Origin of the sequence: Lachnoclostridium sp. An196 (genome assembly GCF_002160135.1) — a bacterium.
Lineage (GTDB): Bacteria > Bacillota > Clostridia > Lachnospirales > Lachnospiraceae > Hominiventricola > Hominiventricola avistercoris.
Genome location: NZ_NFJZ01000008.1, coordinates 143,786 through 167,974, shown reverse-complemented (window position 1 = coordinate 167,974; position 24,189 = coordinate 143,786). Strand labels below are relative to the sequence as shown.

Annotated in this window: 29 protein-coding genes and 1 tRNA gene; 14 read left to right on the top strand and 16 right to left on the bottom strand. The window is 44.7% G+C overall.

The features are described 5' to 3' along the window. Positions 1–11: 11 nt before the first annotated feature. The 3 genes from B5F29_RS10950 to dnaA all read right to left on the bottom strand — a co-directional run bounded on the left by B5F29_RS10950 (position 12) and on the right by dnaA (position 2,991). Positions 12–221, bottom strand: coding sequence for an RNA-binding S4 domain-containing protein (locus B5F29_RS10950; protein ID WP_087154666.1), 210 nt, complete (start codon positions 219–221; stop codon positions 12–14). A 12-nt stretch (positions 222–233) separates the two neighbouring features. Beyond that, complete coding sequence (gene dnaN / locus B5F29_RS10945; RefSeq protein WP_087154665.1) at positions 234–1,346, bottom strand: DNA polymerase III subunit beta; 1,113 nt, start codon at positions 1,344–1,346, stop codon at positions 234–236. Between the two features lie 280 nt (positions 1,347–1,626). After that, a complete protein-coding gene (gene dnaA, locus B5F29_RS10940) occupies positions 1,627–2,991 on the bottom strand; it encodes a chromosomal replication initiator protein DnaA (RefSeq protein WP_087154684.1) in 1,365 nt (454 codons plus the stop codon). A 315-nt stretch (positions 2,992–3,306) separates the two neighbouring features. Between dnaA and rpmH the strand changes: the two genes are divergently transcribed. From rpmH to rsmG, 8 genes are read left to right on the top strand one after another with little or no spacing between them, the layout of a single operon-like run. Then, complete coding sequence (gene rpmH, locus B5F29_RS10935; protein WP_087154664.1) at positions 3,307–3,441, top strand: 50S ribosomal protein L34; 135 nt, start codon at positions 3,307–3,309, stop codon at positions 3,439–3,441. A 50-nt stretch (positions 3,442–3,491) separates the two neighbouring features. Continuing rightward, positions 3,492–3,827 carry a ribonuclease P protein component gene (rnpA, locus tag B5F29_RS10930; protein WP_087154663.1) on the top strand — a complete coding sequence of 112 codons (336 nt, stop codon included), beginning with the start codon at positions 3,492–3,494 and terminating at the stop codon, positions 3,825–3,827. Then, positions 3,824–4,033 carry a membrane protein insertion efficiency factor YidD gene (gene yidD / locus B5F29_RS10925; RefSeq protein WP_087154662.1) on the top strand — a complete coding sequence of 70 codons (210 nt, stop codon included), beginning with the start codon at positions 3,824–3,826 and terminating at the stop codon, positions 4,031–4,033. Before rnpA ends, yidD begins: the two co-directional genes overlap by 4 nt. A gap of 43 nt (positions 4,034–4,076) precedes the next feature. After that, positions 4,077–5,339 (top strand): YidC/Oxa1 family membrane protein insertase, encoded by a 1,263-nt coding sequence (locus B5F29_RS10920; protein ID WP_242955647.1) that lies wholly within the window; start codon positions 4,077–4,079, stop codon positions 5,337–5,339. Between the two features lie 12 nt (positions 5,340–5,351). Further along, on the top strand, positions 5,352–6,071 hold the full coding sequence (jag, locus tag B5F29_RS10915; protein WP_087154660.1) for an RNA-binding cell elongation regulator Jag/EloR: 720 nt from the start codon (positions 5,352–5,354) through the stop codon (positions 6,069–6,071). Between the two features lie 31 nt (positions 6,072–6,102). Beyond that, positions 6,103–7,488, top strand: a complete 1,386-nt coding sequence (gene mnmE / locus B5F29_RS10910) for a tRNA uridine-5-carboxymethylaminomethyl(34) synthesis GTPase MnmE (protein WP_087154659.1) — start codon at positions 6,103–6,105, stop codon at positions 7,486–7,488. A gap of 10 nt (positions 7,489–7,498) precedes the next feature. After that, positions 7,499–9,394, top strand: a complete 1,896-nt coding sequence (gene mnmG / locus B5F29_RS10905) for a tRNA uridine-5-carboxymethylaminomethyl(34) synthesis enzyme MnmG (RefSeq protein ID WP_087154658.1) — start codon at positions 7,499–7,501, stop codon at positions 9,392–9,394. Between the two features lie 2 nt (positions 9,395–9,396). Next, positions 9,397–10,119, top strand: a complete 723-nt coding sequence (gene rsmG, locus B5F29_RS10900) for a 16S rRNA (guanine(527)-N(7))-methyltransferase RsmG (protein WP_087154657.1) — start codon at positions 9,397–9,399, stop codon at positions 10,117–10,119. A gap of 39 nt (positions 10,120–10,158) precedes the next feature. Here the strand turns inward: rsmG and B5F29_RS10895 are convergent, their stop codons facing one another. Next, entirely contained in the window at positions 10,159–11,121 is a 963-nt protein-coding gene (locus B5F29_RS10895; protein ID WP_087154656.1) for a hypothetical protein, read from the bottom strand. Positions 11,122–11,617: 496 nt separating this feature from the next. Between B5F29_RS10895 and B5F29_RS10890 the strand changes: the two genes are divergently transcribed. The 6 genes from B5F29_RS10890 to B5F29_RS10865 all read left to right on the top strand — a co-directional run bounded on the left by B5F29_RS10890 (position 11,618) and on the right by B5F29_RS10865 (position 16,184). Further along, positions 11,618–12,394 carry a ParA family protein gene (locus tag B5F29_RS10890; protein WP_087154683.1) on the top strand — a complete coding sequence of 259 codons (777 nt, stop codon included), beginning with the start codon at positions 11,618–11,620 and terminating at the stop codon, positions 12,392–12,394. Continuing rightward, positions 12,385–13,257: a ParB/RepB/Spo0J family partition protein gene (locus tag B5F29_RS10885; protein ID WP_087154655.1), complete on the top strand. Its 873-nt coding sequence runs from the start codon at positions 12,385–12,387 to the stop codon at positions 13,255–13,257. Before B5F29_RS10890 ends, B5F29_RS10885 begins: the two co-directional genes overlap by 10 nt. A 26-nt stretch (positions 13,258–13,283) precedes the next feature. Then, positions 13,284–13,808 (top strand): DUF4446 family protein, encoded by a 525-nt coding sequence (locus tag B5F29_RS10880; RefSeq protein WP_087154654.1) that lies wholly within the window; start codon positions 13,284–13,286, stop codon positions 13,806–13,808. A gap of 84 nt (positions 13,809–13,892) precedes the next feature. Next, a complete protein-coding gene (gene serS / locus B5F29_RS10875; protein ID WP_087154653.1) occupies positions 13,893–15,170 on the top strand; it encodes a serine--tRNA ligase in 1,278 nt (425 codons plus the stop codon). Between the two features lie 10 nt (positions 15,171–15,180). Further along, positions 15,181–16,065: a DUF3881 family protein gene (locus B5F29_RS10870; protein ID WP_087154652.1), complete on the top strand. Its 885-nt coding sequence runs from the start codon at positions 15,181–15,183 to the stop codon at positions 16,063–16,065. Positions 16,066–16,107: 42 nt separating this feature from the next. Continuing rightward, positions 16,108–16,184 (top strand) — tRNA-Arg (locus B5F29_RS10865). A 27-nt stretch (positions 16,185–16,211) separates the two neighbouring features. On the opposite strand, the gene B5F29_RS10860 is transcribed toward B5F29_RS10865, so the two are convergent. The 12 genes from B5F29_RS10860 to B5F29_RS10805 all read right to left on the bottom strand — a co-directional run bounded on the left by B5F29_RS10860 (position 16,212) and on the right by B5F29_RS10805 (position 24,177). Continuing rightward, positions 16,212–17,285, bottom strand: coding sequence for a helix-turn-helix transcriptional regulator (locus B5F29_RS10860; RefSeq protein WP_242955645.1), 1,074 nt, complete (start codon positions 17,283–17,285; stop codon positions 16,212–16,214). A 33-nt stretch (positions 17,286–17,318) separates the two neighbouring features. After that, positions 17,319–18,197: a DUF4261 domain-containing protein gene (locus B5F29_RS10855; RefSeq protein ID WP_087154651.1), complete on the bottom strand. Its 879-nt coding sequence runs from the start codon at positions 18,195–18,197 to the stop codon at positions 17,319–17,321. Next, a complete protein-coding gene (locus tag B5F29_RS10850) occupies positions 18,194–19,069 on the bottom strand; it encodes a spondin (protein WP_087154650.1) in 876 nt (291 codons plus the stop codon). The genes B5F29_RS10855 and B5F29_RS10850 overlap by 4 nt, the downstream gene beginning before the upstream one ends. Positions 19,070–19,086: 17 nt before the next feature. Beyond that, positions 19,087–19,800, bottom strand: a complete 714-nt coding sequence (locus B5F29_RS10845) for a YjfB family protein (protein ID WP_087154649.1) — start codon at positions 19,798–19,800, stop codon at positions 19,087–19,089. Positions 19,801–19,811: 11 nt separating this feature from the next. Then, the gene (locus tag B5F29_RS10840) at positions 19,812–20,591 is read right to left on the bottom strand and encodes a hypothetical protein (RefSeq protein ID WP_087154648.1); all 780 of its coding nucleotides are present in this window, start codon (positions 20,589–20,591) and stop codon (positions 19,812–19,814) included. Between the two features lie 24 nt (positions 20,592–20,615). Continuing rightward, positions 20,616–20,921 (bottom strand): barstar family protein, encoded by a 306-nt coding sequence (locus B5F29_RS10835; protein ID WP_015544508.1) that lies wholly within the window; start codon positions 20,919–20,921, stop codon positions 20,616–20,618. Then, positions 20,912–21,268 carry a hypothetical protein gene (locus B5F29_RS10830; protein WP_087154647.1) on the bottom strand — a complete coding sequence of 119 codons (357 nt, stop codon included), beginning with the start codon at positions 21,266–21,268 and terminating at the stop codon, positions 20,912–20,914. Before B5F29_RS10830 ends, B5F29_RS10835 begins: the two co-directional genes overlap by 10 nt. Before the next feature lie 51 nt (positions 21,269–21,319). Then, positions 21,320–21,679: a hypothetical protein gene (locus B5F29_RS10825; protein WP_087154646.1), complete on the bottom strand. Its 360-nt coding sequence runs from the start codon at positions 21,677–21,679 to the stop codon at positions 21,320–21,322. Positions 21,680–21,697: 18 nt separating this feature from the next. Continuing rightward, positions 21,698–22,210: an SF0329 family protein gene (locus tag B5F29_RS10820; RefSeq protein ID WP_087154645.1), complete on the bottom strand. Its 513-nt coding sequence runs from the start codon at positions 22,208–22,210 to the stop codon at positions 21,698–21,700. A gap of 74 nt (positions 22,211–22,284) precedes the next feature. Beyond that, positions 22,285–22,770, bottom strand: coding sequence for a DUF2262 domain-containing protein (locus tag B5F29_RS10815; protein ID WP_206414207.1), 486 nt, complete (start codon positions 22,768–22,770; stop codon positions 22,285–22,287). A gap of 51 nt (positions 22,771–22,821) precedes the next feature. Further along, entirely contained in the window at positions 22,822–23,373 is a 552-nt protein-coding gene (locus B5F29_RS10810) for a DUF4304 domain-containing protein (RefSeq protein WP_087154644.1), read from the bottom strand. A 54-nt stretch (positions 23,374–23,427) separates the two neighbouring features. After that, positions 23,428–24,177, bottom strand: coding sequence for an SMI1/KNR4 family protein (locus B5F29_RS10805; RefSeq protein WP_087154643.1), 750 nt, complete (start codon positions 24,175–24,177; stop codon positions 23,428–23,430). Positions 24,178–24,189: the final 12 nt, after the last annotated feature.

Below are 24,189 nucleotides of genomic sequence, written 5' to 3'. Positions count from 1 at the left end.
GCATCAATTCATCACTTCACGATCTGGACTGTTTCTCCATGATATGTAAACTGATCTCCGTCGTAAAGCTTTTTTCCTCTCTGATATTCCGTCTCTCCGTTTACAGCCACAGCCCCGTCCTGAATCATTATCTTTGCTTCCACTCCGGAACCTACGAGACCGGCCGCTTTCATGGCCTGGCCCAATTTGATATATTCTTCTCTTAATTTTACTGTTATCATTCTGACTCCCTTTTAATTTACCGCCGCATTGAAATTTACCGGAAGGATCAGGTAAATATATCTGCCTTCCTCATCCTTGATATAACAGGGCGCTTTCGGATTGACCATATAAATATAAATAATCTCATCATCGATCACACGAAGAGCATCGATCAGGAATTTCGGATTAAAACCAATCATAATATCCCTACCTTCTTTCTGGATATCGATTTCCTCTTTCATGGATCCTAATTGAGAATTAATATTTATCTCCATATTTTGATCCGTGATACGGAAAATAATCGGCTTTTTATCTCCTTCTTTGATCAATAGAGTAGCCCTGTCTATACAGCTCAGAAATTCTTTCTTGTTAATCGTAAATTTCGTTTCATAATCGCTGGAGAGCATCTGGTTGATTTTAAAATACTCTCCTTCAATTAAACGGGATACTACGGTAGTTTCATCAAATTCAAATACGATATGATTGGCAGTGAAGAAAATACGCACTTCGTCTTCCATCTCGCCGGAAAGTATTTTACTTACTTCCTGCAATGATTTTCCAGGAACTACCACCTTTTTATCTTCATAGCTGTCCTTCAGTTCCACTTTACGTATGGAGATTCTGTGCCCGTCCAGAGATACTACTTTCAGTTCATTTTCATGAACTTCAAAAAGTTCTCCCGTCATCAGCTTATTGCTTTCATTATCCGCGATTGAAAAGATTGTCTGACGAATAATTTCTTTCAAAGTAAACTGGGAAAGAGCAATAAAGTCTTTCTTTTCAATATAGGGAAGATAGGAAAAATCTTCTCCTGATTTTCCCGAAATATGAAAATTTGCTTTTTCACACTGAATGGAAATCTGATAGTTATTGTCTGTTTCTATGGTAACATCATTGTCCGGCAGTTTCCTTACAATTTCAGAAAATACTTTTGCATCTACGGCAATAATTCCTTTTTGAAGAATTTCTCCTTCAATTCTGGTTTCGATACCAAGTTCCATGTCATTTGCCGTTAATTTTATCTCGTTTGTAGAAGCATCGATCAGGATACATTCCAAGATAGACATGGTGGTTTTAGATGGAACCGCTTTGGATACAATGGTTACTCCTTTAAGCAGATTGGATTTAGAACAAATCAATTTCATGTGTATAACTCCTTTCGCCTGTCACATCTATGTTATTATTTTGTAGATTCGTCTTCATAGTCGTAGGGGCTGTGGATTTGTGAATAAGCCGTACAAGCCCTGAAAATAAAGGAAAAAAAGCATTAAAAAATATGTGGAAATCTCCCCGGAAGCAGGTTCAAAAAAGAGGAGTTATAAACATCCTCAGAAAAATCATAAACTTTTCCACAAAAAGTCTACATGATATTCACATGAAGGTGTGAATAAAAATGAACATGAACTGTTTCCTATTATATAGAAGTCAGCTTGAACTCAGTTTTTTCCTGATAATATCAATATTATGCTTTAATTTGGTGTCATTGGCCTGCAATTTTTCCCGCACTTTGTTATCCCCACTGATAATCGTGGAGTGATCCCTGTTTCCAAGAAGGATACCAATGGCTTTATAAGGGGTGTCCGTGATTTCACGGCAAAGGTACATGGTAACCTGTCTGGGAGTGACAATATCAGCATTACGTTTGCTGCCTATAATATCGCTGGCAGAAACGCCATAATGTTCTGCCACCACATCCAGAATTACCTGAGGAGTTACTTCTCTTTTGCTGTTCGGAGATATAATATCTTTTAAAACTTCCTCTGCCATAGAGATATTGATTTCTCTTTTTTCCAGATTGGAAAGAGCGACCAGTTTGTTCAGCGCTCCCTCCAGTTCCCGTATGTTTGATTTTATATTCGTGGCAATATACCGGATTACTTCGTCGTCGATATTGTAGCCGTCAATTTCTTCTTTTTTACGAAGAATCGCCATCCTGGTCTCATAATCAGGGGATGAAATATCAGCGATCAGTCCCCATTCGAAACGTGACTGAAGTCTGGCTTCCAATGTTTCCATATCTTTAGGAGGACGGTCGCTGGAAATTATAATTTGCTTATTTGCTCCATGAAGAGCATTGAATGTATGGAAAAATTCTTCCTGGGTACTTTCCTTGCCTATGATGAACTGTACGTCATCGATCAGAAGAACATCAATATTCCGGTATTTTTCACGGAATTTAGTCATGCTGTTGTTGTTTCCGTTTCTGATGGAGTCGATCAGTTCATTGGTAAATACTTCAGAAGTTACATAAAGCACTTTTTTGGAAGGATCCTTCTGAAGAATATAATGTGCAACAGAATGCATCAGATGGGTTTTTCCAAGACCTACCCCTCCGTACAAAAATAGAGGATTGTATTCTTTTCCCGGGGATTCTGCCACAGCCACGGAAGCTGCGTGAGCAAACCGGTTGTTGCTGCCGATGACAAAAGTATCGAAGGTGTATTTAGGATTCAGATTAGTTTGTTGATCTTCCAGTTCCCGGGATACAGGAGAAGGTTTTTTTGGCTGGGATACAACAGGTTTTTCTTTGGATGCTTCTTCTTCCGTGATAATACGGATGTCATATTCTTCACCCATAGCCTCTGCCACAGCTACATACAGGATTGTTTTATATTTATTTTCTATGTAAGTGACGGCCTGTTCAAATGGAGCTGTAATTTTCAGAACATGGTCTTCAATGCGGAATACTTTTAACGGAAGCAGCCATGTCTTGAAGGCTACGTCAGAAAGTCCGTTATCCTGACGGATTGATTGAAGTATCCCGTCCCATTTTTCTTTTAACAGTTCCAGTTGTGTATCCATGATCTCTTATCTCCCAAAATAAATTGTTGATATGTTAGGCTGTAAGACAGCGAATATTGACATATATGGCTAATCTCTCATCCTAAATAATACAATAAAAAAGAAAATATATCAATGATTATCTGCTGTTTTTGAAGGTAAATGATGGACATATACACAAATTATCCACATGTTATCCACAAAAATGTGAATAACTTTTTTCTTGACTTACAAGAAGCTTATGTATATAATTGGAATAGTGCTTTTTGACAATTTGGAAAGTAGTAATTGATAATATTGAGAAGGTAAGGAGGTGCCTGATTTATGAAAATGACATTTCAGCCTAAGAAACGTTCAAGATCCAAGGTACATGGTTTCAGAGCAAGAATGAGTACCAAAGGCGGCAGAAAAGTGCTTGCAGCCAGAAGATTAAAAGGAAGAAAGAAATTATCAGCGTAGGCCGCATATATGTGGCCTTTTCTTCTATACATTTTTATTAAGGAGATCAAATGAGATTTTCAGAATCCTTGAAGAAAAATGCTGATTTTCAAAGGGTATACAGAGAGGGTGTATCGTTCGCAAACAGGTATCTGGTCATGTATGTGGCAGAAAATAAGACAGGCCGGAACCGTCTGGGGATTTCAGTCAGCAAAAAGGTTGGCAACAGTGTGGTGAGGCACAGAGTAACCCGTTTAATCAGGGAAAGTTACAGACTACGCGAAGACATGTTCAATAGTGGTTTGGATATGGTAGTTATTGCAAGGAAGGGCGCAAAGGGTAAAACCTGCCGGGAAATTGAAAGTGCGCTTCTTCACTTGGGAAAACTTCATGGGATATTAATATGAAAAATATTTTGATTTATTTGATCAGAGTTTATCAGAAGTATTTATCACCGTTAAAGAGCACGAAATGTCCGTATATTCCAAGCTGTTCTCAGTATGGTCTGGAGGCGATCCAGAAATACGGAGCAATAAAAGGCAGCCTGTTGGCGCTGTGGAGAATAATAAGATGCAATCCTTTTTCAAAGGGTGGATATGATCCTGTTCCATGAAGGTATGATTGCAGAAGATTGAAGGAGGTCTATTTTGGCAGGCGTGTTATTGACACAGAACAATGCGTTTATTATCGGAGATGTGGCTAGAATCCTTGGATGGATCATGAACGTGTTGTTTAATTTCTTGGATAGTGTATTTGGAATACAGAATATTGGCGTATGTATTATTTTATTTACGGTTATCGTTTATATGCTGCTTTTGCCGTTGACGATCAAACAGCAGAAGTTTTCCAAATTGTCCGCAAAAATGAATCCTGAAATTCAGGCGATTCAGAAGAAATACGCAAATAAAAAAGATAACGACTCTATGATGGCCATGAACGAGGAGACAAAAGCGATATATGCGAAGTATGGAGTGTCTCCTACGGGAAGCTGCGTACAGCTTCTGATCCAGTTTCCAATACTGCTGGCCATGTATTCAGTTATTCAGAAAATACCCGCTTATGTGGACGGAGTAAGAGCTATTTTTACGGAACTGGCAAATTCTATTCTGGCAGCGCCCGGCGGTTCTGAGTTCATGCAGGAACTGAGTACTACAGGAAATATGTATGGTGTGGGTACTGACTTTACTCAGGCAAATACTATTATTGATGTACTGTATAAGCTGCAGGAGACAGGAAACGCCACCTGGCAGATGCTGATCGACCGTTTTCCGGATATGGAGAGCCTGATCTTAAATACGCAGAATTCGATTAACCATGTCAATGATTTTGGTATTAATATCGCGAATTCTCCATGGAATATAGCAAGATCTGCTCTTGCTACCGGTTCTGTGCTTCTGCTGATCGGAGCGATCGCTGTTCCGGTGCTTGCCGCTCTGACACAGTGGTTAAATGTAAAAATGATGCCTCAGACGTCCAGCGCTTCTCAGGACGGAGAGAATACCATGGCTTCTACCATGAAGACTATGAATCTGATGATGCCTCTCATGTCTGCATGGTTCTGTCTGACGCTTCCTGCAGGTATGGGTCTGTACTGGATCGTCGGTGCGGTGATCAGAGGAATTCAGCAGTTTGCTATCAACAAACATCTGAATAAGATTGATCTGGATGAACTGGTAAAGAAAAACATTGAAAAGAATAATCACCTTCGCGAGAAGAAAGGTCTTCCGCCTCAGAAGGTTAATGAGATTGCCAGAACAAACGTGAAAGCAATCGATCATCCTAAAAAAGGAATGACAGAGGAGGAAAGAAAAGCTGCGATGGCGGCTTCTACGGAATATTACAAGAACGCGGATAAACCGGGAAGTCTGGCATCTAAAGCTGCGATGGTGGCAAAATACAACGAAAAGACAAAAAAATAAAGGAGAATGGGGATGGAATACAGAGAGTATACCGGTAAGACTGTAGAAGATGCCGTCATGGAAGCTGCGATTCAGCTGGAAACCTCTTCTGATAAACTGGAATATGAAGTTCTGGATAAAGGAAGCAGCGGTTTTCTGGGAATCGGAAGCAGACCTGCGAAGATCCGTGCCTGCAAAGTTCTGGACAGAAAAGGAATAGTAGAAGAGTTTCTGAAACAGGTCTTTGGAGCGATGAATATGGTTGTGCAGATTACCATAGAAGAAGATCAGGAAGAAAATACTCTGAATATTGATCTTGCCGGAGACGATATGGGCACGCTGATCGGTAAAAGAGGACAGACACTGGATTCTCTGCAGTATCTGGTAAGCCTGGTGGCAAACAAGGGGGAAGAAGAATATATCCGCGTAAAGGTAGATACAGAAAATTACCGCCAGAGAAGAAAAGATACTTTGGAAAACCTTGCGAAAAATATTGCCTCTAAAGCGAAAAGAACAGGAAAACCCGTTGTTCTTGAGCCTATGAATCCATATGAGAGAAGGGTGATTCACTCTGCTCTTCAGAACGATAAATATGTGGAGACACATAGTGAAGGAGAAGAACCTTTCCGCCGTGTAGTGGTTACCCTGAAAGAAGGCGTTCAGGTACGGCCTCACAATAACAACCGCAACCGCCGCTACGGAAACAACAATCGGAGAGGCAACTGGAAAAGTAAAAGTGGAGGACGCGAATAAGCGTCCTCTTTTTACATTAAAGGAGTTTAAGATGGAATTATATAAAAACGATACGATTGCGGCGATATCTACGGCTATGACCGGTTCCGGTATTGGTATCATCAGAATCAGCGGCGAGAAATCCGTATCGATAGCGGAAAAAATATTTCATCCGGGAAAAAAAGGAAAGAAATTATCGGAACAGGCTGCATATACGGCACATTATGGAATGATTAAAGATGGTGAGGAGATCATAGACGAGGTTCTTGTTCTTCTTATGAAGAAGCCTCATAGTTATACAGCGGAAGATACTGTAGAAATTCATTGTCATGGCGGCGTATATGTGATGAAAAGGATACTGGATCTGGTAATCAGGAATGGTGCGAGGCCGGCGGATCCCGGAGAATTTACGAAGAGAGCATTCCTGAACGGCAGGATCGATCTTAGCCAGGCAGAGGCGGTCATGGATGTGATTCAGGCAAAAAATGAATACGCGCTGAAGAGTTCTGTTTCCCAGCTGAAAGGTTCAGTGATGAAAAAGATCCGTGCCTTGAGAGAACAGGTTCTCTACGAGATTGCCTATATAGAATCGGCGCTTGACGACCCTGAACATATCAGTCTGGAAGGTTATCCACAAAAATTATGTGTAAAAGTGGATAACTTTCTGAAAGAGTCAGAAGAATTGTTGACAGGAGCGGAAGAAGGAAGAGTTTTGAGGGAAGGAATCCGTACGGTTATCGTAGGTAAGCCTAATGTGGGAAAGTCTTCGCTGCTGAATGTGCTGGCCGGAGATGAAAGGGCAATTGTGACGGAAATCGCCGGAACTACCAGAGACGCACTGGAAGAACAGATCCGGATCAGGGGACTTACGTTAAATCTGGTGGATACGGCAGGCATTCGTGAGACAGAGGATGTGGTGGAACGGATCGGTGTGGACCGCGCGAAAAATATGGTGAATGAGGCGGATCTGGTATTATATGTAGTTGACAGTTCTTCGGTTTTGGATGAAAATGATGAAGAAATCATATCGTTTTTGAAAGATCAGAATGTTATTGTTCTGTTAAACAAATCTGATTTGCCGTCGGCGGTCAATTCGGAAATGATTCAGGAGAGGCTTTCCAAACCGGTTATATCCGTTTCCGCCAGAGAAGAGACGGGAATTGAAGAATTTGCTGATCTTCTGGAAAAGATGTTTCTGGAGGGAAGAGTATCGTTTAATGACGAAGTATATCTGACCAATGTCAGACAGAAAAACGCCATGGAAGAAGCGAAGCGGAGCTTTGAAAGAGTAAAAGAGAGTATTGAAGCAGGTATGCCGGAAGACTTTTTTTCTATTGACTTGATGGCTGCCTATGATTCTTTAGGACAGATATTAGGCGAATCAGTCGGAGAAGATCTGGTAAACGAGATATTCAGTAAATTCTGTATGGGAAAATGAGGAATAGAAGATGCCATTTTTAGAAGAATATGTGGATGTAGCAGTGGTAGGCGCCGGGCATGCCGGATGTGAGGCGTCTCTTGCCTGTGCCAGACTGGGACTTGAAACAGCGGTTTTTACAGTAAGTGTGGACAGTATTGCTCTTATGCCATGCAATCCCAATATCGGCGGCAGTTCCAAGGGACATCTGGTGAGAGAAGTAGACGCGCTGGGCGGTGAGATGGGAAAAGTAATAGACCGTACTTTTATCCAGTCGAAAATGTTGAATGTGTCTAAAGGTCCGGCAGTCCATTCTCTGAGGGCGCAGGCGGATAAAGCAGAATACAGCCGTGCCATGAGACAGGTTCTGGAGAATACGGATCATCTTCAGATCGTACAGGCAGAGGTGTCGGAAATATTGACGGAAGAAGGCCATGTATCCGGCGTGCGTCTGTATTCGGGCGCGGTTTATCACGCGAAAGCCGTGATCCTCTGTACGGGCACTTATCTGAGAGCCCGCTGTATCTATGGAGATGTCAGCAATTATACAGGACCAAACGGTCTGCAGGCTGCCAATCATCTGACTGATTCTCTGAAAAGCCTGGGTATTGAAATATACCGTTTCAAAACAGGAACTCCGGCCAGAATCGATGGAAGAACTATCGATTATTCCAAGATGGAAGAACAGTTTGGAGATTCCAGAGTAATACCTTTTTCTTTTACGACAGATCCGGAATCCGTTCAGATAGACCAGGTATCCTGCTGGCTGACTTATACGAATGAAAAAACGCATGAAATTATACGCGCAAATCTGGATCGTTCTCCTTTATATTCCGGTGTGATAGAAGGAACGGGTCCCAGGTATTGTCCTTCCATCGAAGACAAGGTAGTGAGATTTTCGGATAAAAACAGACATCAGGTATTCATAGAGCCGGAAGGACGGTATACGACAGAAATGTATGTGGGCGGTATGTCCAGTTCTCTGCCTGAGGATGTACAGCATGCCATGTATCATTCGGTTCCGGGACTGGAGCATGCAAAAATCGTCAGAAACGCATACGCAATCGAGTATGATTGCATCAATCCGCAGCAGCTCTATCCGACTCTGGAATTTAAAAACATCAAAGGCCTTTTCAGCGGCGGACAGTTTAATGGAAGTTCAGGTTATGAAGAAGCCGCTGCTCAGGGATTGATTGCCGGCATCAACGCGGCTATGGAGGTGCTTGGAAGAGATCAGATCGTCATCGATCGTTCGCAGGGATATATCGGCGTTCTGATCGATGACCTGGTGACAAAGGAAAATCATGAACCGTACCGTATGATGACTTCCCGTTCTGAATACCGTCTGCTTTTGCGTCAGGATAACGCAGATCAAAGACTGACGCCTATTGGATATCAGGTGGGATTGATATCTGAAGAACGTTATCAGGCGTTAAAGGAAAAGATACGAAGAATTGATGAAGAAAAGAACAGGCTTGAAAGCCGGATGGTGGGAGCGTCCAGAGAAGTACAGGAACTTCTGACGGCCTGCGGCAGTACGCCTCTTAAGACGGCAGTCTCCCTGGCAGAGATTCTGAAACGTCCGGAAATTCATTATAAGGATCTGGCTCCCATCGATCCGTCCCGGCCGGAACTTCCTCAGGATATTATAGAGCAGGTGGAGATCGATATTAAATATGACGGTTATATAAAAAGACAGATGAAACAGGTAGAACAGTTTAAAAAGCTGGAAGGGCGCAGAATACCCGAGGATCTGGATTATGATCAGATAAAAAGTCTTCGGATAGAAGCAGTTCAAAAATTAAAATTATGTAAACCCATATCTCTTGGTCAGGCTTCCCGCATTTCCGGTGTTTCACCGGCAGATATTTCGGTATTGCTGGTCTATCTGGAACAGCGGCAGACAAAAAAACATGTGGATGAATAAATATGAAAGATCAAATAACATATATAAAGAATAAAATAGCAGAAATCGGGCTGGAAATTACAGACAGACAGGCGGAACAGTTTTTCAAATATTATGAACTGCTGGCGGAGTGGAATCAGTTTATGAATCTTACCGGTATTACGGAGTTTGAGGAAGTAGTACAAAAACATTTCGTGGACAGTTTGTCGATAATTTCCTATTTAAATCTGGAAGATGTAGATAACCTGATTGATATTGGTACCGGAGCCGGTTTTCCGGGTCTTCCATTAAAAATTGCGTTCCCTCGATTAAAAGTAACTCTTCTGGATTCACTGAATAAACGTATTCGCTTTTTGGATCAGGTAATACAGGAAACTTGTCTGCAAGATGTCGAGACGATTCACGGACGTGCGGAGGATTTCGCAAAAGAAGGCGTGAAAAGGGAGATTTATGACATATGTGTTTCCAGAGCAGTAGCAAATCTCGCGACTTTGTGTGAATATTGCCTTCCGTATGTGAAAGTAGGAGGAAGATTTGTATCTTATAAATCCGGCGATATAGAAGAGGAATTGCGGAATGCCTGTAAATCGGTTTCTATTCTGGGAGGCGAAACAGAGAAGTGTGAAAAATTCTATCTTCCGGGAACAGATATTGGAAGGTCTATGGTTATAATCCGAAAAATAAAAAAAACTCCCAAAAAATATCCGAGAAAATCAGGACTTCCCTCCAGAAGCCCACTTTCATAAAAGAAAGGATTGCTGTTTCTGTCACAGCAATCCTTATTTTTAATTATAAAGATATATATTCAGATATTTCATTATTTCTTTTGGGGCTTCCAGTTGAGGCAGTTCTCTGGTATAGTCGATGTACTCTGCTTCAATGGACGGATTATAATACTGATATTCCTTTATAATTCCTTTAATATCTGTAATTTCACGTCCTGCCAGAATGTGTATATTTTTGTTGGTTTCTTTCAGTACACGCGTTATATCAGTATTGAGATATCTGCCTGCAAGACTCCGGAAAAGATTTTTCGCGTTTCCATTGCCAAGATGTGCTGATTCGTAGTAAAAGTCAATACAGGTGTCGGATATTTTTTCTGTATCGTAATAGTATCGTCTTTCAAATGTTTCTCGAATTTTCTTTTTACTGGTAGCAATATGATATATAAAATTACCAATAATGGGCAGTTTGATAAAGAATTCCGCGGTTTTTGTTCTTTTCGCAGGTCTTTTACGCAATGTTCTTAAATTCTCCGGATTGATCAGAACAATATCTTCAAAAAGATTTTCGTTGATGCTGCACGCGTCAAGTACGATAGCGGCTGATTTACCTGTTGCGACTACATGGGTTTTTCTTCGGATCACATTTTGAATAAAGTCAATGATCAGCTGTGTGTACATGTAGCTGGTATAGGTGATATTGGAATGTTCGGAAAGACCGCAACCAAGCATATCGACTGCATAGACAGTATTTGTTCTAGAAAGTTCCGGTATAATAGAAGACCATTCTACAGAAGAACTGCCTGTTTTTAAATTGTGTATTAATAGAACCGGTTTTCCTTCTCCACAGACATTGTAGCATATATCTCCGAATCTCCAGTGATAAGTTTCTTTTTTCCTTTCGTCCAGAAGCCCTTTGGATGTAGCTAATTTGTCAATGGTTTTGTTAATAGCAAATATACCGCTCAACGCCGTTCCGGTCAACGTGAGAAGAGACACGGTCAGAGTGATTTTATTTGTTTTCATACAAATACCTCTTTTCGCTTGACAGTTTATTCTTGTGTCTATTTTATACTATATCATTCGAACCTTCAACAGGAAAATTCCGCAGTATGTTTCACGTGAAACATCTTAAAATGATTAAAAAAATAAAATCTCAATGTTTCACGTGAAACACTTTTATGATATAATGTCCCCGTAAGCAATGAGCAGTGCGGAATCCGCTAAAAACAGATTCTTCATGCTCGCATGAAAGGATCTGTTTTTAGCGGATTCCATAGGGCGAAGCCCGGGAGCGAGTCGAAGAGAAGCGGAGACGAGCGCGCACTGCGGGGTAAAACCGCGGAAGACAGCAAAACAGCCGCATCATGCTTGCATGAAAGGATCTGTTTTTAGCGGATTCCATAGGGCGAAGCCCGGGAGCGAGTCGAAGAGAAACGGAGACGAACGCGCACTGCGGGGTAAAACCGCGGAAGACAGCTACACTGCGGAAAACGTCATATTATATCAAAGGAGAAATATTGTGGGAAGAATTATAGCGATCGCAAACCAGAAGGGCGGCGTCGGGAAAACAACAACAGCGATCAATCTCTCCGCATGTCTTGCGGAAATAGGTCAGAAAGTGTTGACTATCGATATTGACCCACAGGGAAATACCACCAGCGGTCTTGGCGTTGATAAAAATGCGACAGAAAATAACGTATATGATTTATTGCTGGGGGAATGTGAGATAAAGGAATGTATTATAAAAACAGAGATAGACAACCAATATCTGGTGGCATCAAATGTAAATCTGGCCGGAGCCGAGATAGAGCTGATCGGTATTGAGGAGAAAGAGTACATATTAAGAAAACAAGTATCCAAAGTGGCGGATCAGTATGATTTTATTATTATAGATTGTCCGCCGTCATTGAATATGCTTACAGTAAATGCATTAACAGCTGCCAATACGGTTCTTGTACCTATTCAATGTGAATATTATGCGCTAGAAGGGTTAAGCCAGCTGATACATACGATAGAATTAGTACAGGAAAGATTAAATCCGGATCTGGAAATAGAAGGCGTTGTATTTACCATGTATGATGCCAGAACAAATCTTTCTCTTCAGGTAGTGGAAAATGTAAAGGGTTATCTTCATCAGAATATTTATAAAACAATTATTCCAAGAAATGTCCGTCTGGCAGAAGCTCCGAGTCACGGCCTTCCGATTAATCTGTACGATCCCCGTTCGGCAGGCGCGGAAAGCTATCGTTTGCTGGCACAGGAAGTATTGCATAAAGGAGAAACAGAATGGCAGTAAAAAGAGGAGGTCTTGGGAAAGGCCTGGACAGTCTGATACCTGATACCGGAAAGGTACCGGAAAAGGTTAAAGTGGTTGAAAAACCGGCAGAGATAAGATTAAAAATCAATCAAATCGAACCAAACAGAGATCAGCCCAGAAAAAAATTTGATGAAGAATCATTGCAGGAATTGACAGATTCTGTAAAACAGTTTGGAATTCTGCAGCCGCTGATTGTGCAGAAAAGAGACGATTACTACGAAATAATAGCAGGAGAACGAAGATGGAGAGCAGCAAAAGCAGCCGGATTAAAAGAAGTTCCTGTTGTAATTCGTGATATGTCGGATCAGGAAATAGTAGAGATATCTCTGATCGAAAATATTCAGAGGGAAGATCTGAATCCTATAGAAGAAGCCATTGCCTATAAGCGTTTGCTCACTGAATTTCATTTAAAACAGGAAGAGGTAGCGGAAAGAGTGGCAAAAAGCAGGACAGCAGTGACAAATTCTATGCGTCTTTTAAAGCTGGATGAAAGGGTTCAGCAAATGGTAGTGGATGGTATGCTGACAACCGGACACGCGAGAGCGCTCCTGGCAATAGAAGATCCCAAGCTGCAGATTCAGGCAGCGCAAAAGATCTTTAATGAGAAAATGAGCGTGAGAGAGGTGGAAAAGTTTGTAAAGAATATAGGAAAAGAAAAACCGCCAAAGAAAGCAGAGGATCCCGGACAGACTGCAGTCTATGAAAGTTTGGAAGAGAAAATGAAAGCGGCTCTCGGAACAAAAGTTTCCATAAATCGAAAAAATGAGCAGAGAGGCAAAATAGAGATTGAATACTATTCAGTGGAAGAATTAGAGCGTCTGATGGATATTCTGACAAAATAGCGAAATATTACAAAGGAGAAAATAGCATGAACAGTCCGATTTTAGAATATCTGGCATCTTATGGAATTGACCCGGCCTATATTATGATTGGCCTTTTAGTGATCACGCTGATATTGATTATTCTGTATATTGTAAATTTATGTAAAATGAAAAAACTGTATCGTAAGTATGATAGGTTTATGAGAGGAAAAGATATGGAATCCATGGAAGATACAATCCTAAACCAGTTTGATCGTCTTGATAAACTGGAGAATTCCAGTGAAGAAAATAAAAAGCAGATTCTGGATATCAACGACAATCTTCAAAGCGTTTACCAAAAAACGGGTCTGGTAAAATATGACGCGTTTCGTGAAATGAGCGGAAAATTAAGTTATTCTCTGGCACTTCTTGATAAAGAAAATAACGGAATATTGATCAATTCTATGTACAGCAGAGAAGGATGTTACTCTTATGTGAAAGAGATCATCAAAGGAGAATCATATATTAATCTGTCAGAAGAGGAAGCAGAGGCACTGAAACTGGCCGTTAACGGCGGAATTGCAGAAGAATGATATGGGAATACTTGCAAATTAAAGGATACTATTATATGATGAAAGAATGAGTTCAGATGTTTAGAGTGAAACAGGAGGATATGTATGTTAGATTTGAAATTTGTCAGGGAAAATCCCGAAGTTGTAAAGCAGAATATTAGAAATAAATTCCAGGATCAGAAGCTTCCTCTGGTAGATGAAGTGATTCAGTTGGATGCGGAGAGAAGAGCTTCTCAGCAGGAAGCAGACCAGCTGCGCGCGGAGAGAAATAAACTGTCTAAACAGATCGGTGCTCTGATGGGACAGGGAAAGAAAGAAGAAGCGGAAGAAGTGAAAAAACAGGTGGCTGCCCAGGCTGCCCGCCTGGAAGAACTTTCTGCGAAAGAGACAGAATTAAATGAAAAAGTAACAAAGATCATGATGACTCTTCCCAATATCATTGATCCAAGCGTACCCATCGGAAAAGATGACGGTGAGAATGTGGAAGTTACCAAATATGGAGATCCGGTGGTTCCAGATTTTGAAATTCCGTACCACACGGAGATTATGGAGCGCTTTAATGGCATTGATCTGGACAGCGCCAGAAAAGTAGCGGGAAATGGTTTCTATTACCTCATGGGAGATATTGCCAGACTGCATTCCGCCGTGATCGCATACGCGAGAGACTTTATGATCGACAGAGGTTTTACTTATTGCGTACCTCCTTTCATGATCAGAAGCAATGTGGTTACCGGCGTAATGAGCTTTGCCGAGATGGACGCCATGATGTACAAGATTGAAGGAGAGGATCTCTATTTGATCGGCACCAGCGAACATTCCATGATCGGTAAATTTATCGATACGATCATTCCGGAAGAAAAGCTTCCTTATACATTGACCAGCTATTCTCCGTGTTTCCGTAAAGAGAAAGGCGCTCACGGCATTGAGGAAAGAGGAGTATACCGCATCCATCAGTTTGAAAAGCAGGAGATGATTGTGGTATGTAAGCCGGAAGACAGTATGATGTGGTTTGATAAACTGTGGCAGAACACCGTTGATTTGTTCCGGTCCATGGATATTCCGGTGAGAACGCTGGAGTGCTGTTCCGGTGACCTGGCAGATCTGAAAGTAAAATCTTTTGATGTGGAAGCATGGTCTCCAAGACAGAAGAAGTATTTTGAAGTAGGAAGCTGCTCCAATCTGGGAGACGCTCAGGCAAGGAGACTTAAAATCCGCGTAGATGGGAAAGATGGCAAGTATTTCGCGCATACATTGAACAATACAGTAGTTGCGCCGCCCCGTATGTTGATCGCATTTCTGGAGAACAATCTTCAGGCTGACGGAAGCGTTCGGATTCCGGAAGTGCTTCGTCCCTACATGGGCGGCAAGACAGAATTGAGATAGGAGGTATCTCTTGCATCGTTATCTAAGAGCAGTGGGATTCAGCGGCATTCAAAAAAGAGAGGAATTTGAGGCCTTGTCCAAATTCACTTCCGAATGCTATCAGACGGAAGAAACTGCGGTCACGGAAGAGGGAGAGGATTTTTCCGAACGGAGAAAAGAATTCGCGGAACAAATGGGACTTCTGGTTCGGGGCGTATACGATGAAAATGATGAGTTTCAAATAGAATACTGTATCCCATATTTTTCCGGGACAACAGCTCATTATTACGAGGATATGGCGATCGAACGTCATGCTGAAAAAGAGTCTTACTCCGGAGTTTGTGATGATGTAAATCTGGGAGTATCCCTGATTTTTTATCTGCAGAATGTGACCGAATATCTGAATAAAAAAAGGTACGGACATATGGAAAGTACTTCCGCATCGTTGATTCTGTCCGGTCTTTCCGTAGAGGGTAAGATCCTGATGCCAGTTTATCAGAAAACACCGGTAGTATCTGAGATACGTTCAGATCAGGAACGCCGGAAGATGATACAGGCTGCGCGGGAAGGCGATGAAGACGCTATCGAAAATCTGACGCTGGAAGATATGGATACTTATTCTATGATTTCTAAACGAATCATGGATGAAGATGTCTTTTCAATTGTAACAACTCATTTTATGCCGTGCGGTGTGGAGTGTGACCATTACAATATCATGGGTGAAATTCTGGATGTGGATCTTCGGGAAAACAATTATACAAAAGAGAAGATTTACGCCATAACGATAGATACGAATGGTATTGTGATGGATGTATGTATTAATCAACAGGACCTGATTGGTGAGCCTATGCCGGGAAGAAGATTTCGCGGAATAATTTGGCTTCAGGGGCTTGTCCATTTTGAAGAAAAATGGTAGAATAAAAGACGGCTCTGAAAGAGAGCCGTCATATTTTTTAATGTCTCTGTAGCTCAGCAGGATAGAGCGTTCGCCTCCTAAGCGAAAGGCCGTGGGTTCGAATCCCGCCAGGGACGCCAGATTAAACGCCGAAAACCATTGATTTATCAGGGTTTTCGGCTTTTCTTATTATAAGGCGGAACAGGTGTTCGATTCAAGGCGAAAAAAGAAAAGCAGGGCGAGGTGTTAAATATCTTTAACACCTCGCCCCGATTCCTCAAATAAACAACCTTGCTGCATTTCTCATCTGGTTCACACACTCTTGGGGGGGAAAGAATCTTGATCTTCCCCATAAACTTAAATACCCATCCATAGAATGTGCCGCTTGGGTTTACTTTGATTGTTGCTATAAAACGATCCTCATCATAGGTTCGCACAGGGACATTCTCTCCGTAATGGTCAATGATAACTCGCATAAGCTCGTTATCACACAGCAGCTCAACATCCAGTGTGCCCTCCGAGGCAAACATATCAATCATTGTGTTGGTGTATGCAGCCACATCAAAATTTTCAAGCTGAGCAAACTCTGTTGTTAAGACATCAACGCCTGCCAAACGATCTACACGGAAGTGGGCGACTCTGCTGTGTTTATGTGAGTAGCCAATCAAGTAATAATGGTCATTTTTCCACTCCAGCGCATAAGGGTCCAGAAGGTAGCGGTATCCATCATGTTTCAGGATTTTTTCTTTTGTCTGAGTGTATTCATAGTATTGGAATTCGATTTGACGATGCTCCAAAATAGCAGAATGAATACTGTCGATTATGTAGTAGACTTTTTCATTTCCTGGTTTTACACGGCTGGATAAGCTGGCGAGCCTCTTGAGCTGTTCTGCCTGATGGATACTCGTCAAACATCCCAGCTTCTTTACCAGAGCTTCCGATTTTTTTGCAGAAATGATTTTGGAAGAAGCCACCGCATCCGCCAGCATTTTTAATTCCGGGTATTCAAAAAGCCTGCTTCCAATGAAATACTGATTTTGTGTACTTTTGACTATCACAATATCAAACCCAGCTGTAATCAAAGCGTTCAAATCAGCATAGACCGTTTGGCGCACTGCCTGAATGCCTCGCTCTTTCAAGTAAGCAGTAATATCTGTAACAGTAGCAGGATGGTTTTCATCTGTATGCTGATAAAGATAGCGAAGCATTTCAACAACTCTGATATTGCCTTGGCTTTGCATGGTTCCCACCTCCTTTGCTGGTATGATAAAAAGTCAGCGTCCTCCCGAGGCATATTTCCCCATGTTGATGTCCAGCACCCCTCTGGGCGGCTGAATCAGAGCATCCTCATATTGGCACTTCCACTGAATCTCCCGACACATCTGGCCATCCGCCACGCCGTCTATGGTTTCACCATCCTTAATGGGGTTATCATGTTCCAGAATGTAGGACGCCACATTGTAGGCATGGTTTACCACCCAATTTGGGTCCATGCCGTGGAAGTGGTACTGGAGATCCGGCAAAAACAGGGTGCTCATGCCCACCGTGTCGATGAGCATATCCTCCGTACCCTCAATGTTGAAGAATCGGACATTGACGCCAAAGCGGATGAACCGATCCGGGCCCTCAATCTGATGGGAGCGCACATCCTCTGCCAGAAACAGCTTGCCGCAGTTCTGGAAATAGAATGCTTCGCATGAGGGGTACAGCTCCGCCAGAGCCTCCAAGAAGTCGGCGTCCAGGTTGGCCCGCTCCAGCGCCGGAAGCGCCGCAGCCAGCATATCGGTGGCCACCACTTGATACCGGCACTCCCGGAAGATCCGCTCCCGGTCCTCCTGGCAGTCCCACATCTGGCTCATCAGGAAGGCGTCAAAGCCTTTGCCCTTGAACTTATCGCATTTCATCACCATCAGCTGTACCGGGCACTTGCCGTCCTGAAATTCCGCAATATGATCCAGGGCGGCAAAGCCAGCCATTTTCTTATCATAACAGAAGCACTCTGCTGATCCGATATGTTTCCCCATTACGGCAGTCATTTTCTCTTTGTCCGGCATGTCCACCGGCTCTTTGAACAGCATCTGAATGAGATAGGGGCCGCCGGGCTGGGGGCCTTTTTTGTCATCCAGGTTCTGCTGGAACAATTTATTGCTCATTTGCTTTCCTCCTTCTTCTCCGGGAACAGCTTCCACCGGAATTCCAGTTCTTTCTGGACAAACTCTTTCGGCAGGCCCCGGGGATTGGCAATGAGATACCATACCCGAAAGGTGCGTTTCTTCGGATCAGTTTCCTGCTGGTAGAGCTGATAGCCCACCTCATCCTCCTGCGTCCACTGTCCTGTCTGCCGCTTGGCCTGCACAAAGGGTTCCACCACCTGGTCCAGTTCCTCTTTGGTGCGGCTTGAGGCCCAGGCTTGATCCACATCATTGGCGTGGGAGAGATGGAACAACATCGAGCCCATCCCGTTCCTTGCCTTATGCTCCGGTGTTCCGCGCAATTTCACCTGATGTCGGTACTCCTCCAGCTGTTCCGCTGTTCCGTACCGTTCCACCATCTGTTCCCGCACATAGATGCACCAGCTGTAATCCTCCGGCTGGGTAAAGGGGGTGCAGACCGACTGGAGCGCCCCTACTGGGTCTGCTTCAAAGCAGTCAATAAAATTGAGGTAGTGGGCTTTGATCAGGGGCAGGAAGGTGTCCAGCAGCCCGGTGTCCAACCGCAGGTCCTCTGTCAGCATCCGAAAGAATGAACCGCCTGTTGTGGGTTCAATTCTGAAAGTGTAGAGGTAGTCATCTCCCTGCTTTATGATACAGCTGAAGCCCACCTCCACATTTCCATGGCCGATTTCGTAGTCTATGTAGTTGTAGCGGCTCCGGTCAAACCAGATCTGATAGGTCAGCCCATTTTTCATTTTCTTTTTGAAGTCGCCCTTTTTCAGACGCTTCCAGCCCTTTTCCTCCAGGCCCAGGCCGTTCCACAGGTAGTCCAGAAGCTCCTGAAATATATCTGCCGGGCGTTTTTGTTCCATAAAATTCTCCCAACCGCTTATGCTTGTTCCTCACTTCTTCCAATCACATCCGCTAATTGAGCACTGACAGTATCTATGTAGAGATACACCCCGTCCCTGTCGCAGTGATACAGGTTGGAATAGCTTGTACTCTCATTTGGACTGATGGGGTTTGGCTCTACCACTTCAGTGGCTTCCAGCAGGCCGGCGCCCAGTTCTGCAGCGGCAGAAAGTGCTTTTTTCAGCACAGCAATCTGTCCATTGCTCCAAATCCTCTCCAGATCTTCACACACTTTGGGGTCCTGCTCCATGTCTTTGAGAAGCTGCATAACTTGATCCGGAGACAGATATACACCGGAGCAATAGTTTTCGATGATTCGGTTCTGCATGGGGTTTGGAAAGGAAACAGGAGTCACTTGACCCCATGAGGTGAAGTACCGCTCATATTCCGGCTTTTCTTCCGCCAGGAAAGAAAAAGCACTGCCTCTGGTGTAATAGTAATCCCGGAAAAAACCTTGGATCACTGCAATATAGAAACCATGGCTTTTGTCAAACAGCTCGTTGGATTCTGTTTCAGCCCCAACCCGCAGGGTATCCAGATATTTTTCTGCATAGAAATCCTCTATTCCGTACTGTGCGGCGAGTGCCAGCACCTTTTCCTCCTGTCCCTGCTGTATCCAGGTTAAGGGAGTAAAATACCATTCCCGCATTTCCTCTGGTGAAATCGGGTGAAAGCTCACATCGTATCCCATAAAAAACCTCCTTAGTAATCCAGCAGGATGGGTACCTGCTGTTCCTCGGCAAACCGCATGGCACGCCAGAACATGGAGAAGGCAAACTTGGCCAGGGATTGGGTGTCATACCGGGTGTGTTCCGAGATGTCCAACTTGCTGTACTGCCCATCCGGGTCTATGGTTCCCTCTATCGGGTATCCTTCAGTATCTGCCCAATCAAGGATGGTATCCTCATCGGCCTGCCATGCCAGCTGGTTCAGCTTCTCCAGCTCCTTCCGCAGTCCGCCCACTGTGCTGATGGCGGCGGTGTTATCAGTGGGCAGAGGTGCCTGAAAGAAGAAGGCATCCGCCAGAGGCAGCCACCAAGTTGCCCCACGGAACAGAGACCACACCCGCTCCTCGTCCGATGCAAGACGGGCGACCAGAGGATGCTCCCCGAAGTTCCAGTCCTTCTCCACAGTGGAAGGCACCGGCTCATTGTATGTATGGCAGGCAGCCACCAGCAGCATAGCGCCGAAGGCATCCCAATCCGGCTTGTCGGTGTAATAGGGCTTCTCATTATCCTCCGGCCAGGGAGCATAGGGAGGCTGGCCCGGCTGAGAAATGGCGCTCAAGATCTGATCCCGCCAGTTCTCCACCACCGCCTGGACCTCAGCCGGGGACATTTCTTCCTCGTTATCAGCAGCTTCTCCATCCGGTGTGATTTTTTGAAAGCCCCATCCATTTTCCTCCGCCCACTGCTGAACAACAGTTTTCCAGTTGTGAGAATAGTACCGGGTCAATGTTCCGGCGTAGATGTCAAGTCCCATAGTGATGCCTCCTTTTTTGCTTGGTCAAAGCCGTTCCAGGGTACAGTCGTGCCCGGAATGGTCCGTATCCAAGATGATTTCCACAATGGTGTCCATAGTCTCTTTCCCGAGATTACGGACGCTTTTTTCATAGGCCAGCCACTGGATGTGGATGGGTTGTCCATACTCATGCCGCCCAAAACCGCCCCGGAGAATATCGTTGAAAGCGTTCAGGTTCCGACCGATCTTCCAGTCCAAACCGAATGTAAATACCCGCTCCACTTCGTCATAAAACCCGGCCATGTTAGAAAAGCGGCGGCCGTCGATGGTGAACACCTCTCTTATGTCCATATAAACGGCTCCTTTAAGTGGTATTTCTCCATGATCTTATTTTCCAGAGTTTCATAGGCATCCATATCCTCTGGCTGCGCTGGAATACCCTTGTCCCCCAACCAGTAACCGTTCCCATAGTAGAAAAACATAGCCCAGTAATAAGTCAGTTCATGGCTGAATATCGCCACGCCCATAACATTATCCACCGGTGCTGCCAGCGGTGAGCGTTCCACGATTTGGGATGCCTCCTCATAGGAGATCCCCACCAGCTCCACCAGCAGGTGCTTCACCAGTTCGCAGAAACTGTACTGGTTGAATATGACCTGACCATCCTCGTCTTTGAACACAAGTCCATCTCTTGCCATGGTATTTCTCTCCGTTTCTTAACCTGCATCCTTGGCTTGGGCATAGTCTCGTCAAGTCATTTCATACAGTAGGGCAATGTCGCCCCGCACCAGTTCCAGATGGGAGCGCAGCGTTTCAAGCCCGCTTTGCACCGCCTCGGTGGGCAGATCCCAGTCTGGGGCAATTTCAGCGGCCAGCTCCGGGAGGTCCTGCTCCCGCAGGGCTGCCAGCACATTAGACGCCAACTCTCCCTTCAGCAGAGCGCAGTCCAGGGTGTCCTCCGCCTGGGGAGCAGGAAAACGGACATCCAGATCCAGCTCACTCTCACACCAGTCCCAGATGGCCATATAGACCGCGCCGGAGCAGTCGCCGTTGGACAGTTCCTGCCGCCGGCCGTCTTTGAGAAGATAAAAGGATGCGATCTGTGACATAGTGGTTCCTCCTGTATGTTATTCTTTTTCCATCAGCCCTTCTGCCTGCATCCGGATCACATAGAAGGCCCGCACCCAGTCCAGCTCCTGCTCCATGGATTCCTCCAAAGCAAGCAGGCGGCGCTTTCCCAGCCTGCGGTCCAGAAGGGCAAAGACACGGACAAGCGGATTCTCGCTGGTAAGGCTTTTCTCGATGCTCTGGTTGTCAAATTCGTGAAATGCCTCATAGAAAAAAATGTTGTCAAAACAGCCGTCGTTCAGCGTCCCTTCATGGGCCATCCGGAAGGGGGCCTTCGGGTCGTCCTCTCCGACACCCTCCCACCGCAGGGCCTGATATCTGTTCCAGTAGTTCTGTTCATAAGCGTAGTAGTTACTTCGCAGCACCTCCACGCCGTCCAGTCGAATGGCCGCCCGGCCTGTTTGGTCATGGCTTTCCCAGTAACTGGTGGCAAAATACTGGATGCGGCCCCGGAGCGCCGGGCACAGGTAGTCATTCTCCAGTTTGTTTCGGATTCCGTTCCAGGTTGACATAGGTACTTGTCTCCTTTCTGATGCCGTTGCGGGCGTTGCCCTTTCCGCAGAATTTGCCTTTTGTGTTTGAAGTGTTATCCGTTGAATCCGCCGACTACAATTTTATATTTGCAGTCGACCTCGATACAAACTAAATGTCCCATGAAATAGTCGGGTTCCGCATCCAAATCGATGTAAAAGCCAGTTTCACTTCCATTTACAAATACCGTTACATTGTTTACAAACAGTGCTTTTACAAACTCCTCTTCTGAAATCTTCCCATCTGCTTCCAGCGTTCCATCTTCGATCATTTCATTCACGACGTCTATACAGTCATCGTTCTCATCCAAAAATGCTCGGATAATGGTATCTTTATGGTCATTGACCCAATTTACCTTTTCCAAAACGATATCGCCTATATTTCCCTCTGTGCTCTGAAACTCAAGGAGAATTTTAGTCTTTCTATCCCATACGGTCCATTCTCCAACATGAAAGCCGAGTTTGCGGTCAAATACAAATTCCGTATTCCCCAAAATGATTTTATCCGGCATTTCGACCCTTTTCTTCAAAAACAGTCCCATAATACACCTCTAAAAGTTCCAATTTATTGTCCAGTATGATAGCCCATTCGATTACTGCTTTTGGAGATACTTCCGGAAGCATTCGATGAACTCCCGATTCCGCTTTGGAACATCGAATCCCTTCCGATGGGGAAAGAACCCTTCCCGTTCCACATCGTCCAACAGCTTCGACAAGTCGGAAAACCGGGCAAAGAACGGTAGTGCATAGTCCTGGATCTGCCCGGAAATCTCCTGGATGGAGCGTTCCCGCTCCAGCAGAGTAGATACCTCATAGCGGGGGAAGTCATCATACCGGCGGGTCAGTCGGGCGATGGAGGTACCCACGATACCATCATAGGTATCCTCCGTCCCTTCCTGCTCACTGCGCCACTGGGCAATCACCGGGGAACTCACATCGAAGAAAGCAGTAAAAGTGGTGGAGCCAAAGCGGATGGAGGGGGAAAAGTAAAAGGAGAACACAAAGATGCCGTCTTTTTTGTAGATGTCATTTTTGCTCTTGCGGTATTTGTAACCCAGCGGGATCAAGGGCTCCGCGATCCGCTCACAGGTATAGACGAAGATCTCGCGGGGCTTGGTTCCCTTGGGGAAATCCTTCTTCTCCATGTTGCCACCTTCCTTCACTCATTTACCGTTCCAATCTCAACCGCCGCATTGTTTTTATTGCTCATTGAGATACCTCGCCAGTTTCTTCTCCAGCAGTTCTGTCATATCATTGCAGAGGCGTTTTACCTTGTCCTGCTCATGGGCGTAGTACCAGATGGTTTCCTCTCCGGGGCGGAGCAGGAGCTGGTCGCCATCCGCTTCTTTCCAGAACTCGCCCAGCACACAATACCGCTCTCCATGGATGGTCAGATCAAACATCCCGGAAAGGGTAAGGATCACGCCTGTGGATACATTGATACCTGCGGTCAGCAGGAAAAACTCCCGCACCTGGGACGGGAGCGTGAAGTCCAGCACGCTTTCTTGAGTCCCAATCTGCTCCTCCGTGGCGGCGGGCTTGATCTCATCAGAGGTGTCCAGCACCTTTGCCAGCGTCTTGGAGAACTTGGGGTAGCGTCGAAACATCTCCGGGTTGTCGGCCTTGAATTTCGCTTGCTTTTCCCGCTGCACCCGCTCCTGTTCTTTGCAGAAAGCGTCCAGCTCGGCCAGATACCGCTCCTGGTAGAGATTGCTGGCTTCAAATGCTATGCCGCTCTTTTCCAGAATGGTGATGGCTCCCTTTTGGCTGCCAAACACCGGGACCCACTGGAAGCCATGCCGGCAGGGCTTTAGCTTCAGAAATTCGCCCCGACTCAGCAGGGTTTCCAACTCCGTCTCATGTTCGTCCCACCAGTTCTGCCAGGTTTCAGGTGTTTCCCGTCCCTCAGCCAAGTCCAGGAGTTTTTCTGTCAATGATTCTTTGTTCATAGGTGTCCACGC